This is a genomic window from Terriglobia bacterium (genome assembly GCA_036496425.1).
In the GTDB taxonomy this organism is placed as follows: Bacteria; Acidobacteriota; Terriglobia; order 20CM-2-55-15; family 20CM-2-55-15; genus 20CM-2-55-15.
This window is the reverse complement of record DASXLG010000280.1, coordinates 1-13,017: the sequence shown is the minus strand read 5'-3', so window position 1 is coordinate 13,017 and position 13,017 is coordinate 1. Positions and strand designations below refer to the sequence as shown.

Annotated in this window: 12 protein-coding genes; 4 read left to right on the top strand and 8 right to left on the bottom strand. The window is 59.0% G+C overall.

Annotated elements, in window-relative coordinates:
* A partial coding sequence (locus VGK48_20410) for a hypothetical protein (GenBank protein ID HEY2383544.1) occupies window positions 1–343 on the bottom strand: 343 nt, incomplete at its 3' end.
* A gap of 62 nt (window positions 344–405) precedes the next feature.
* Complete coding sequence (locus VGK48_20405) at window positions 406–1,194, bottom strand: TIGR03435 family protein (GenBank protein ID HEY2383543.1); 789 nt, start codon at window positions 1,192–1,194, stop codon at window positions 406–408.
* Between the two features lie 550 nt (window positions 1,195–1,744).
* Between VGK48_20405 and VGK48_20400 the strand changes: the two genes are divergently transcribed.
* The 3 genes from VGK48_20400 to VGK48_20390 all read left to right on the top strand — a co-directional run bounded on the left by VGK48_20400 (window position 1,745) and on the right by VGK48_20390 (window position 4,276).
* The gene (locus tag VGK48_20400) at window positions 1,745–2,422 is read left to right on the top strand and encodes a hypothetical protein (protein ID HEY2383542.1); all 678 of its coding nucleotides are present in this window, start codon (window positions 1,745–1,747) and stop codon (window positions 2,420–2,422) included.
* A 68-nt stretch (window positions 2,423–2,490) separates the two neighbouring features.
* The gene (locus tag VGK48_20395) at window positions 2,491–3,486 is read left to right on the top strand and encodes a cupin domain-containing protein (GenBank protein ID HEY2383541.1); all 996 of its coding nucleotides are present in this window, start codon (window positions 2,491–2,493) and stop codon (window positions 3,484–3,486) included.
* A 34-nt stretch (window positions 3,487–3,520) separates the two neighbouring features.
* The gene (locus tag VGK48_20390; GenBank protein HEY2383540.1) at window positions 3,521–4,276 is read left to right on the top strand and encodes a DUF1801 domain-containing protein; all 756 of its coding nucleotides are present in this window, start codon (window positions 3,521–3,523) and stop codon (window positions 4,274–4,276) included.
* A gap of 94 nt (window positions 4,277–4,370) precedes the next feature.
* Here VGK48_20390 and VGK48_20385 read toward each other — a convergent pair whose 3' ends face one another.
* From VGK48_20385 to VGK48_20365, 5 genes are all read right to left on the bottom strand, one after another.
* Window positions 4,371–5,168, bottom strand: a complete 798-nt coding sequence (locus tag VGK48_20385; protein ID HEY2383539.1) for a hypothetical protein — start codon at window positions 5,166–5,168, stop codon at window positions 4,371–4,373.
* Window positions 5,165–5,572 (bottom strand): DUF6152 family protein, encoded by a 408-nt coding sequence (locus VGK48_20380; protein ID HEY2383538.1) that lies wholly within the window; start codon window positions 5,570–5,572, stop codon window positions 5,165–5,167. Before VGK48_20380 ends, VGK48_20385 begins: the two co-directional genes overlap by 4 nt.
* 103 nt (window positions 5,573–5,675) lie before the next feature.
* Window positions 5,676–6,587, bottom strand: coding sequence for a 2Fe-2S iron-sulfur cluster-binding protein (locus VGK48_20375; GenBank protein ID HEY2383537.1), 912 nt, complete (start codon window positions 6,585–6,587; stop codon window positions 5,676–5,678).
* Complete coding sequence (gene nuoF, locus VGK48_20370) at window positions 6,584–8,284, bottom strand: NADH-quinone oxidoreductase subunit NuoF (GenBank protein ID HEY2383536.1); 1,701 nt, start codon at window positions 8,282–8,284, stop codon at window positions 6,584–6,586. The genes VGK48_20375 and nuoF overlap by 4 nt, the downstream gene beginning before the upstream one ends.
* 16 nt (window positions 8,285–8,300) lie before the next feature.
* Entirely contained in the window at window positions 8,301–10,202 is a 1,902-nt protein-coding gene (locus tag VGK48_20365; GenBank protein HEY2383535.1) for a molybdopterin-dependent oxidoreductase, read from the bottom strand.
* A gap of 176 nt (window positions 10,203–10,378) precedes the next feature.
* Here VGK48_20365 and VGK48_20360 point away from each other — a divergent pair, with 176 nt between their 5' ends.
* Complete coding sequence (locus VGK48_20360; protein HEY2383534.1) at window positions 10,379–11,638, top strand: radical SAM protein; 1,260 nt, start codon at window positions 10,379–10,381, stop codon at window positions 11,636–11,638.
* A 96-nt stretch (window positions 11,639–11,734) separates the two neighbouring features.
* Here the strand turns inward: VGK48_20360 and VGK48_20355 are convergent, their stop codons facing one another.
* Complete coding sequence (locus VGK48_20355) at window positions 11,735–12,952, bottom strand: alpha-hydroxy acid oxidase (GenBank protein ID HEY2383533.1); 1,218 nt, start codon at window positions 12,950–12,952, stop codon at window positions 11,735–11,737.
* Between the last annotated feature and the right edge of the window lie 65 nt (window positions 12,953–13,017).

Below are 13,017 nucleotides of genomic sequence, written 5' to 3'. Positions count from 1 at the left end.
CCTTCCGGTTAAGGCTTGTTCGGAAACGGACGCGGCATTCCGTGCTTCCATCCGGCAGCACAAAGCCTTTCCGATTCGGCATTTTGACCTGCGGCAGACTGTGCTCGTCGAGGATCTGGTCCTCCGGAATAACACCGTTCTTATAAAGCAGGAAGGCCGTCAGTGAGTACACCTCGTTAGGCTTCAGCGTACCTTCCTTTCCGAACGGCATGCCGCGGTTGATGTAGTCCCAGATCGTCGTTGCGTATGGCGAATGAATCCCCATGACATTGGCGCCCTGAATGCCAGGCGCAAGGCAAGGAGTTCTGCCGGCCAATGCGGCATTGCCGTCGGTCTTGATCAATTGAGGTGCACATCCCCCCGATCCGGTTGCACCCCCCTCATCCAAGCGTCCGACTGGCCCGGTCAATTCTCGGTGGGAGTCTTCTCGACGTGATCGATCACGATCATGTCGATGGGCGACTTCATGGCTTCCAGCTTCAGGCCAAGTTGAAGCTGCACGTTGGAAAAGACCGGTGACGATACCGGATCGCCATCGGCGCCCACAGCGGCTTTAACGTCAGCGATACCCGAAGGAGTCTCAAACAGATTCGCGGTGAAGGTGTATTTCCCGCCAAGCCCCGTCCGGTCCACGACGGAGCGGCCCACGGCAGGCATATTGGAAAGCAGGGTTACAAGTGCGTCCATTGGGTAATTTTTGAACGAAATGCCGCCCTTACCGTCTGGGCCGACATTTGATTCGCCGCCATCGCCCTCTTTGAATTTCGGGCCTCCTCGCAGAACAGTGAGCGCATATACCGGCATTTCCCTGGTCTCACGATGAAACTCCAGGTTGAAGCGCTCAGCCAGCAGCGGCCCGATCATTCGGCGGATCTGATCTGGAGGCACATTCCCATCCGCTTTGGCGATAATGTCATAACGGTCCGAACTGGCGTTGTTCACAGCCCAATCCGGCCCGGCGATCTGGTAAGTTTTTCCGCCATACGCCATGGTGATGAGTTCGCCCAAGGTGATGTTCAAGTATCTGAGGCTGCCCGGCCCGATTTCGCGCGTGGTGCCGCCTCCGCCTTTGTGAATCTTCACGGATGCGGCGTCGAAAGCCGGCGGCTGGCCAAATGCGATTTTTTGCGGCGAGAACAAGCCGAAAGCTGCGGCGGCGATCCACATCAGCACCAGGCGGTTTGTACCGAGCATCTTGATCACAAATTATATCCCCGCACTGGTATAAGGTAACCATATGCCAGGCGTGCACCGGGCGCGCCTCGCGGCAAATCTTGAGCGCGATCGCGCACGGCCGCCGCGAAACAATTGTCTCGGCTGCTCCCTGCGGCGCTATCGCGAGCAGATCGAAGCGGTCCCAATCCAGCCAGTTCGGTCCGCCAAGAACCTTGTCGGAGTCCATGTTGTACTCCATGCTGATCAGATCCACCATCGTCGCCGTACGAACCTCGTAACGGCCGCAGCTAAGGTCGCACCAATAGGTATCTCAAAGCCAGAAACCCTCGGGTCATGGTTGGAGCCTCCGCTCCGGTGAGGACGCTTCTCGCGCGAGTTGATCAAAGGGAAAAATAACCTCAGAATTTCCAGCGGCACCGCAAGACCCTGCAAAACAGGTTTAGCCGCAGATTACGCGGATTACGCAGATGGGCGCATCAATGAGTCTATTTTTGCGCTTATCTGTGTAATCCGCGTAATCTGCGGCTAAACAACTTTGACGGAGCCGTGAGGTTCCAGGAGGAAAATGATGGCAGACGTGCCAGGTTCCTTATCCCAGAAGGCACACAGGCAACTCATCGGGTCTCTTGGACTCTGCCTGCCGTTCGGGGTTTATATGCTGGCTGGTTTTCGTCATACGCCGCCTTTGCAACAGTGGGTGAGGCTCGGATCTGTTAGCGCGTATTACTACACGGGATCGGTTGCCGTATTTGTCGGCGTGATCTTCGCGCTGTCGCTTTTCCTGTTCACTTATCCGGGGTACGAGCATGTCATTGAAGATCGCATTCTCGGGAGTCTCGGAGGCCTTGCGGCCCTGGGCGTGGTGCTGTTTCCTACCGATGCTCCAGCAATGGAACTGAAGCTGTCATGGTGGAGAGCGTGGATGAGCACAGTACACTACACGTCGGCGGTTTGCCTTTTCCTGTCCTTCATTCTCTTCTCACTGTGGCTGTTTCCAAGATCGGACCGTCCTCCTGCCGAGCAGTCAGTCGAAAAGCGGCGAAGCAACCGCGTATACCGAGGCTGCGGCGCTGTCATGATCATTGCCCTGGCAGTTGCGATCCGAAACGGACTTCATGGTGAACCAATATTTATTCCCGAGGCGTTCGCGATCGAGGCCTTTGCGGTGTCCTGGCTCGTCAAGGGCGAGGTTCCGCAAACTGTCGCGCGCGCCGCAAACCGCATGGTTTCGGTTTTCGGGAACTGAGTTTTGTGAAAGCCTGAGCGAAAAAGTACGTTATCGTACTCGGAATACGACTCGGCAAGGAGTGACGAATGCGCTATCTGAAATCTGTCGCCTTGATTGTGTACGGCTGCGCGCTGCCGCGCTTGCGCTTCGCCATTTACGGCTGCGCGCTGCCGCGCTTGCGCTTCGCCATCTTGATGGTTGCCGCGCTGATTCCGGCCTGGACCGTCCTGGGGCAGCAGCGTGGTGAGACGCTGGTATGGGCGCCTGTTCCCACGACGCCGGCAGGATGGACGGCGCCGAACAAGCCGCACTGGAAGCTCTCCGAGATCCTCGCATCGCACCAGCGGGAGACAGCCTGGAAGGAAACGGTGGTGAGTGATTCCCTGCTTCATGCCGACTACATCCAGCTCGCTCCCGGGACAAAGACGAAGCGCCAATTTCAGCCGGACAATCGCGTGTGGTGGGTGATCCAATCGGGACAGGTCAAGTTCAACATCGAAGGCCAGGACCCTTTCGTGGCCACGAAGGGCTTTCTCGTCCAGGCGCCGTACCGCAACATTTACAACATGGAAGTGGTGGGCAATGCACCTGCGTTGTTCCTGGAAGTCACAACGGCGGGAACCCAGGTCATGTATCCGTTGGATGAGACGCCGGCGCCCGTTCCCGGTATGGAGTTCTTGAAGGTCCGTATCACCGGCAAGGGGAAGTATGACGAACTCAATCGCCCGTACTTCGACTTCAACACGATGGTCGCCGACAGTAAGTTTCAACAGAAACCTTTCGTCACCGACGTCCGCGCATTTGCCAACATCATCCGCGGCAACCCGCAGAAAGATAATCCGAAAGATAAAGGACACTTCCACGAAGTGTCCGGGGAGTTCTGGTTCATTCTTGAAGGCCAGATCGAATACAAAATCGGCTCCCTGCCCATTTTCCTCGCCGGCCAGGGCGACATCGTCTACGTTCCGAAACAAATCTGGCATCGCGCTCATCACGGCGGCAGCGGTCCATCCACGCGGCTCGCCATGAATGGATATCCGGATCTGCTGCACGATTTCCAGCCGAACGAGGAACTGCAGTAAGCCGAAAGGTACACTGAATTCGCTGGTCTTGAGTATGGCTGGAACAGGCTTCAAATCCGTGGACGAGTACATCGCGTCGAAACCGAAGGAGGTGCGGACCGTACTGGAGCGCGTGCGGGACGCTATCCGTAAGGCGGTACCGAAAGCGGAGGAAATGCTCTCGTACCAGATGCCGATGTACAAACTGAATGGCAGGCTGGTGCTGTATTTCGCCGGCTGGAAGGAACACTACTCGCTGTATCCCGCAAGCGATACGGTGGCTGCGGCATTCAAAAAGGAGCTTTCCGGTTACGAACTCCGCAAAAGCACCATCCGGCTTCCCCTTTCGGAGCCGGTGCCGGTGAAACTGATCGAACGCATAGCGAAATTCCGGGCACAGCAACTGGCGATGAATGAAAAGCGAACGGGAGCCAGCAAGAAGGGCCGCGAAACACCACTCGAGCGAGTCCGGCGGATTTGCAGCACGATGCCGAGTGTTTCGGAAAAGCTATCGCACGGCGCGCCGGCCTTTTTCGTCCAGAAGGACAAAGGCGTTTTCACAATATTCACCGAAAATCACCACGAGGACGGCCGTATCGCCATATGGTTGCCGGCGCCTCCGGCTCTTCAGCCTGCTCTGATCGAAGATGCCCCGGATACGTATTTCAAACCGCCCTACGTCGGTGCGAGTGGCTGGGTTGGCATCATGTTGGACAAGATTCGCGACGACGCGCTCGAAATCCACATTCGCGAAGCCTGGGAGATTTCAGCGAGGAAATCCAAGGGAAAGCGATTTCGACAGGGTGTGTGAGCGACCCCCTGCCGCTTCGCGGCTGTCCCCCTTTACAGGGGGACAGTGACGCCGCGAAGCGGCGGGCAGGGGGTCGCTGACGAGAACTCTTTAATTATTTGGCGTTTTGCTTTGCGGCGGCATCCATGAGTGACTGGGTCTCCACCCCCGAACACGCCAGGGACATGATCTGGTCGAAGGGCGCGAGCACGAGCGTCTGCTTCGGCACGGTCCATGGCGCGGTCAACATCTTCGGATCCTCGACCTTGGCCTCAATCTCGAGCGTATTCTTGCCGACGCGGCGATAGCGCTCCACGATGTGCAGGGCATCGGAGTGCGGCGAGACGCGGCCTTCCGCGAACATCCAGGTGTTGTCGGTGTAGTTGGTGGTATCGACCACAAACGTGTCGGCTTCCCAATGTCCGACGGAGTCTCCACGGTAGGCCGGCGGAACGTCGTCCCGATGCTGGCGGCCATCGGTTGGGATCAGCTGCCAGCCGTGATAGGTTTCGGTGAGGATCACCATAAACTTCGGCGTCGAGATAATCTGCCCCACTGCGCCGACGCTCCACATGCTGACATTCAGCGTTCCGAACGCCGTCGGAATACAGCGCAACGTCGGGTCGTCTTTATCGCCGAGTTTCTTCGCCGTTGCCGCAGCCTCCGGCGTGTACAGACTCGTGAACGAGGGCGCAGGTGTTCCTCTCGCTCCACCTCCACGAGCTCCGCCGGGCGCGGCGCCGCGCTTTCCGCCGACATCGGCTCCGCCCCACCAGACACCGGAAAGGTCCGGATGTCCGTCTGCCATCCGCGGAACATCCGAAGGCGCCTTAGCCGTCTGCGCTACCGCAGGAATGGATATCACAGCCAGCGCGAGAGCCGGCAGCATCAGCACGATCAGCGCGCGCTTCATTTAGCACCCGCGCTTTCCTGCGGACCGAACAGGCCGTAGACTTTGCCGTCCGGCGTCGTGAGCTGCTGCAGCATGCCCATGTTCTGCGCCGGATCCTTGGCGTGAATACCTTTGATGGTGACTTCGGTTCCAGCCTTGATGAGATTCGGCTTGAATCCGTTGCGAATCATGCCGCTCGGTGTGCCGGCCTCGAACGCCCATTGCTGGATTTTACCGCCGGCGTCTTTCACGTCGAGGAAGAACCAGGAATGCGGATTCTCGAGCCGGATCTTGGTGATCGTACCCTGAACCGTGACGGGCTTCGTCACGTCGTATGCGGCGGCAAACGAGTGATGGGCCCAGACAGGCGCCGCGGCGCCGGACACCAGTCCCAACGCCAGCAAGGCGTAGATCAATCCCTTCATAACCAATCTCCTTTACGCAGACCGGGGCTATTATTGGGGCTATTTTCTTCTTTCGGGCGGAATTTCGCTACTAAAAGCGCAGATCAATCTGTCGTGTGCGTCCTCAGTCCCGGTTCTGCACGAACTCGAAGCCGAAGCGTCCCTTGATGCACAGGTGCCCGTGCGTAACGCTGACGTCCATGGGCGAGGTCACCTTCACGATGCGGTTGTCCTGCGTATGCAGCGTCAGCGTGCAGCCGACTCCACAATATGGGCAGATGGTGTCGGTCTGCTTCTGTTTCGATTCGTCCCAGGCGCCGGCCTTCCGCAGCTCGTGTTCGCTTTTGAACATAAGCGCACCGGTAGGACAGACGCCGATGCAATTGCCGCAGTAGACGCAAGCCGACTCGGGCAGCGGAACATCGTTTTCCGTGGAGATGTGCGCGTCGAAGCCGCGGCCGGCGACGGCGATCGCGAAGGTGTTCTGGGCGTCGCTGCCGCAGGCTTCGACGCATTTGTAGCAAAGAATGCACTTCGAGTAATCACGGACGTAGAGATCGTTGTCGACCTTCACCGGCTGATGAACTTTCTCGGCCTCCTCGCCGTAGCGCTCCGGATGGGCGTCGTAGCGTTTGATGTATGACTGCACCTGCGGAGCCGTCGAAAGATCGACCGAAGACCCGAGGAATTCCAGCACCATCTTCCGGGAAAGCCGCACACGAGCGGAATCGGTCTTGATGTCCATACCCGCTTCAACCTTGCGCGAGCAGGCGGGGACGAGCGTCCGCGCTCCGGTCAGCTCGACGACGCAGACGCGGCAAACATTCACAGGTGTGAGGTTCTCGAGATAGCAGAGCGTGGGAGTATCGATGCCCAGCGAACGGCAGGCTTCGAGAATGGTCATGGTCTCGGGAACTTTCATCGCCTTGCCGTCGATCGTGATGTCCACCTGCTTTGCAGGCGCCTTGCCGGGCGCAGCCGGCGGCTTGCTCGGCCGCGGCGGGGGCGTAAACCAAATGGGATCTTCGGTACTCATAATTTCAAGTTCACCAGGGCGGACTCGATGGCACTCGACGCCGTCTGCCCGAGCCCGCAAATGGAAGCATCTCTCATGGCCTGGCCGATTTCATTCAGCAACGCCAGTTCATCCGCCTGCGATCCGATTGTCCGGCCGGACCGAAGGCGGCCCAGCAATTCTTTCTGCCGGACGGTGCCGACGCGGCACGGCACGCACTGGCCGCACGATTCGTCGCGGAAGAATTCGGCGATGCGGCTGAGGATATCCCACATGTCCACCGTCTCGTCGAAAACCATCACGACACCGGATCCCAGCGTCGCGCCGATCGCGCGCGTCCCTTCGAAGGTCAGCGGAACGTCCAACCGCTCCGGCCCGATGAACACTCCCGCCGCGCCGCCGAGCAAAATCGACTGAATGCGCTTGTTGCCGGGAACGCCGCCGGCCATATCGATCAGTTCGCGCAGCGTCTTGCCGAAGGCGACCTCGTATAGGCCCGGCCTCGCGACATGCCCCGACAGGCAAAAGAGCTTCGGACCTGTGGAACCTGAAGTTCCGATGCCGGCAAAGGCGGCGCCACCTTCCGTCACAATCAACGGGACATTCGCCAGCGTCTCGACATTATTAATAACCGTCGGCTTGCCGAACAACCCGACGTTCACCGGAAACGGCGGCTTGTTGCGCGGCTCGCCGCGCTTCCCTTCGATCGAGTTGAACAGCGCGGTTTCCTCGCCGCAGATGTAGGCGCCCGCGCCCCGGCGAACTTCGATATCGAAGGAGAAACCGGAACCCAGAATGTTCTTTCCGAGAAGACCTGCGGCCCGGGCCGCCTGGATTGCCGCCTGAATGCGTTCGATTGCCAGCGGATATTCACCGCGAATATAGATGAAGCCGCGCTCGGCGCCGGTCGCAAATGCTGCGATCGTCACGCCTTCGATGATGGCGAACGGATCGCCTTCCATCAGGATGCGGTCTTTGAACGTCCCCGGTTCGGATTCGTCCGCGTTGCAAACGACGTAGTGCGGGCGGGCCGCAACTTTCGAAACAGCATCCCACTTCCGGCCGGTCGGAAAGGCCGCGCCGCCGCGGCCCACAAGATTGGAAGCGGTGACTTCGCGGATGACGGCTTCCGGTCCGATTTCGAGCGCGCGTTTGAGGCCGCGGTAACCGCCTTCGCGTTCGTATTCCACCAGGCTCGCGGGATCGATTTTCCCGATGCGGCGGACCAGCCGTCCATCCGGAGGAAATGGGGGAAATGCGGGGACAGATACCAAATTCTGAAGTACGAGTTTGGTGTCTGTCCCCGCATTTCCCCCATTTCCTCCCAGTGTCAATGTCGCCGGGGCGCGCTCGCATTGTCCCAGGCAGGGGCTGCGTTTCCAGGGCGTTCCGTTCTTTTCCAGTTCCGCGCAGATCGCCTCCGCGCCCTTTATGCGGCAGGCGATGTCATCGCAGACGTGAACGACTCGGAGGGGGGCGGGAGAAAGCGACAACAGATGGTAGAAGGTTGAGACGCCAAATACTTCAGCCGGCGGAAGATCCATCCTCATGCAGATGTAATTGAGGGCCCCGGGCTGGAGCCATCCGAAGCGGTCCTGAACCGCATGCAGAGCCGGAAGTAAAAGATCGCGCGGAGGCCGCGCCTGTCCGCCTAAGACCGAATCGACCGCCTGACGTTCCGAGTCATCGGCTTCGGGGCCGTGAATGCGAATATCCATTACTTCTCGACTTCCGTTACACCTTCTCCACGCGCTCCACGCGCTCCACGCGGATCGCCGCCGCCTTGAACTCCGCCGTTCCCGACTTGGGATCGGTCGCATCGATCGTCAAAAGATTCGTCGCGACGTCGTCCTGAAAGTGCAGCGTCATGAACATCAGCCCGGGCCGCAGCGACCGGTCGCGGCGAACCGGAACCGTGACGCTTCCCCGGCGGGAGTGAACGCGAACCATCTCACCGTCCTCGACACCAAGCTTTGCAGCATCCTCAGGTGAGACATCCAGCGTCTCGCCGCGCCGTAACGGCGAATTGTAGCCCGAAGTCTGGACACCGGTATTGTAATCATCCAGCCGGCGCCCCGTGGTCAAGCGCAGCGGGAACTCAGCGGACAACTTGTCGACGGGCGGATCATGATCGACCGAAACGAACCGCACACGCGGGCCGGCCACCGGCCGTTCCCACAGACGGCTGTGCAGAAACATCTCGCCCGGATGATTCTCGTCATAGCACGGCCATTGCAGGCCCTTGTTTTCTTCGAGCCGCTGATAGCTCATGCCGGCATAAGCCGGGCTCAGTGCACGGACCTCATTCCAGACTTTCTCTGCATCGGGGCGGCCCCAATCGTGTCCCATTCTGCGGGCGAGCTCGAAAATGATCTCAATATCGTCACGCGCGCCAGGCGGAGGCTCGAGCGCCTTGCGCACGCGCTGCACGCGGCGTTCGCTGTTCGTCACGGTTCCATCCGTCTCACACCAGGCGGCGCTGGCCGGCAGGACGACGTCCGCCAGCTCCGCGGTCTTCGTCAAAAAGATGTCCTGCGCAATGAGAAAATCCAGGCTCTCGAGCAGGTGCCGTGTGTGACTCTGATCCGCTTCCGACTGCATCGGATTTTCGCCGATCACGTAGAGCGCCCGCATCGCGCCGGTCTGCATTGCTTCGAACATCTGCGAGAGATGCCAGCCTTTCGTCTCCGGAACCTTCACACCCCAGAGTTTGTCGAACTTCTCGCGGAATGCGGCATTCTCGATGTGCTGGAATCCCGGCAGCCGGTCCGGCAGGGCGCCCATATCGCCGCCACCCTGGACATTGTTCTGTCCGCGAAGCGGATTGAGACCGCTTCCATATTTGCCGACGTGACCGGTCAGCAATGAAAGATTGATCAGCGCCAGGACGTTATCGACCGCGTTGTGGTGCTCCGTAATCCCCAGCGTCCAGCAGATCATTGCCCGGTGTGCTCGCGCGAAAGAGTGCGCCATGTCGCGGACAATGTGCGCGGGCACGCCGGTTTCCCGCTCGGCATATTCGAGCGTGTAATGCTCGACGTTGTACTTGTAATCATCGAAACCGAACGTGGCATTCTCGATAAACTCGTGATTCTGCAAGCCGGCCGCGATGATTTCGCGTCCAATCGCATTGGCCAGCACAATGTCGGTTCCCACATCGAGGGCCGCCCACACGTCCGCCCATTGAACGGAACTCGTTCTCCGCGGGTCCACCGCGAAAAGACGCGCGCCGTTCCGCACTCCTTTAAGAAGATGATGAAAGAAAATCGGATGCGTTTCCCGCGCGTTGGATCCCCAGAGAAGGATCACGTCCGTTTCTTCGATCTCCTGATAGGAGTTCGTGCCACCGCCCGCACCGAATACCGCCGCCAGACCGGCGACGCTGGGAGCGTGTCAAGTACGGTTGCAGCTATCGATGTTGTTGCTGCCGATCACCACGCGGGCGAACTTCTGCGCTGCGAAGTTCATCTCGTTCGTCGCCTTCGAGCAGCTGAAGAGGCCGAACGATGACGCTCCATGCTTTTCGACGACGGACTTCAACCCCCGCGCCGTGAAGTCCAGTGCTTCATCCCAACCGGCAGGCTTGCCCTGGATCAACGGCTGCGTGAGACGGACATACGGCCTTCCCTTCGACATCTATATGCCTCCTTAATGACATCATCACGGCTGCGCGCTATCGCGCTTGCGCTTCGCGTATACTACCGCAATCTTCCGCGGATTTGCTGGAACAGGCCTGGAATATTCGCTAAACTTTGCACTTCGCTTGGTCAACACCAATCCGTTCATTTGGACATCTCTACCAGGAGGACTGAGTGATCTCTAACGAGCCGGACAAGAAAACTGCAGCACCAGATTTTCGAGTGGATGTGAAGCTCCGGGACGTTTTGCTGAACGCTCCCGGACGGTCGACAACTGGACTTGTCGGCGAGGAAGAGGGTTTGCCGGAGACGATCTATCCGCAGTACACGTATCCGCGCTGGCCAACCGATCGCAAGTATTCGAATTTCAAAGCCTGGAGAATGTGGAAGAGCCTCGGCGCTCCCTACTTCAAGCACCGCATCCTGCCGGGCGAAATCCAGCCCCTGATCTCTTATCTGTTCAGCGAGTGGAAGTGCAACCTCGACTGCCACTACTGCTGGTCATACGACAACAGCGTGAAAGGCATGACCGAGCAGACGGCCAGGAAGTCGATCGACTGGCTGCACGGCATCGGCAACCGCTTCCTCGCATTGATGGGCGGCGAACCGCTGCTGCGGCCCAAGTTCATCCATAAGATCGTGTATTACGCATCGAAAAAAGACTTCATCGTGTACCTGCCGACCAACGGCCGCCTGATGAAGCCGGATGTCATCGATCGACTGGGTGATGCGGGTCTCGGTACGGTCAATCTTGCCGTGGATTGCATCGACGAGAAACCGGGCCTGGCGAAAGCATTGACGCCGATCCGTCCTCAGTTCGAGTACCTGATCAAGAACATGAAGAAGTACGCCTGCGCGGTGTTCTTCAACGTATGCATCTGCCGGACGAACATGGATGACGTCAGGCAGCTCACCGAACTCGCGAAGGAATACGATATCGGTATCGACTATCACATCGTCGAATCGCCGATCATCGACGCGCCCCACTTCAAGCATTACAACGAGAACAGCACCTTCCTGACGACGGAAGATCAGCCGAAGGTCGACGATCTGATCGATTGGATCCTGGAGAAGCACGAACAGGGTTACAAGATCGTCAATCAGAAGGCGCGCCTGCGCCAGATGAAGCAGTTCATGCGCGGAGATATTGAGCCGTGGGGCTGCCGCGCCGGACGGAATACGCTGATCATCCGCACGGACGGAACCCTGGCTCCCTGCTTCCCGATGTACTCGGCCACCCACGACTGGGGTGTGGTCGGAGCGCCGAAGTTCGATCCCCTGCAGCTTTCTGAAATGAAGAAGGAGTGCGAGCTGCACTGCTTCTCGACGCTGAATCACATCGTGAGCTATGTGTACAACAACGGCCGGGTGATCCGCTGGATCATCAAGCACGCCAAGAATGGATTTACGAAGGCGGAGAGCACCGTAGAGTAAGAAGAAAACACTCTATTGGAAATTGCATCATTCGAGGTTTCTGCATTTGAAATTTGAAATGAATCAACTTCGAATGATGCAATTTCCAATAAGTTTTTAACCCCGCCGAACTTCGATCAAACTCGCCGAAGTGATCTCCTTCACGGTCCGGGTCCCGCAGCCCGCCATTGCCAGCCGCAGTTCATTGTTTAAAATATCCAAAACGCGCTCGACACCCTGCTGCCCGAAAGCGCCAAGTCCCCATATATAAGGACGGCCGATGCCGACCGCGGTTGCTCCCACGGCCAGTGCTTTGAAGACATCGGTGCCGCGGCGGACGCCGCCGTCGACGATGACGGGAATGCGGCCGCGGACAGCCTGAACGACTTCCGGCAGGCATTCGATCGTCCCCCGGCCTGTTTCCGTCGCGCGGCCGCCGTGGTTGGAAACGATGATTCCGTCGGCGCCGTGCTCGATCGCCTGCGAAGCGTCTTCGCGGGTTTCGAGGCCTTTGATCACGACCTTCATTTTCGTAACGTCTTTCAACCGTTTGATGAAATCCCAGGTGAGTGACGGCGAAGTGAGACCGAGTCCCTGCGTATTGATTCCGGCAAACATCGGTTTCGAGGCGCTCGTGCCGCCGCCGACGCGGGGATTCGCCAAAGTGCCGGTCGCGTCGTCGTGGCATGTTCCGCAGACGCGGGTGTCGGTGCGCTGCAGCCGCGACATGGTTTCCGTATTGCGCCCGGCCGGAAGATCGACCGTGACCGCCACCGCCGTGCAGCCCGCGGCCTCCGCGCGCTTGACGAGTTTCGTCGTCGCATCGAAGTTGTCGGTGGTATAGAGCTGATACCAGATGGGCCCGCCGCGAGCCTTGATCACGTCCTCGACGGCGATGGAAGTCTGCGTCGAAAGAATCTGCAGATGTCCTTTCGCCTGCGCGGCGCGAGCGGCTCCCACTTCACCGTCCCGATGGAACGCGCGCTGGCTGCCGACGGGACACAGGACGATCGGCGAGTTGAACTTCATGCCGAAGAGTTCCACCGACATATCCATCTTGCTGACGTCGACGAAGCGCCGGGTCTTGAGTTGATAGTGTGCATAGCCGTCGCGATTCGCCTTGAGTGTTTCCTCGCCGTCGACCCCGGTCATCAGATAACCCCAATGGGCGGGCGGTATGGCTTTCTGCGCGGCGGCCTGAAAATCGAAAACATCGAGGGCGTCGGATGCCTGATCCAGGGTTTGGGCGAAGGCCGGAAGCGAAGCGAGCGCCGAAGCGAATAAGGGGCTTGCTGCAAGAAACTTGAGGAACGATCGACGGTCGGATGCGGACATGGCGCGGAACCTCCGCACAAGAAATAGCAGAAAAACAGTGGGGGCGGGGGAAAAATGGGGGGGGG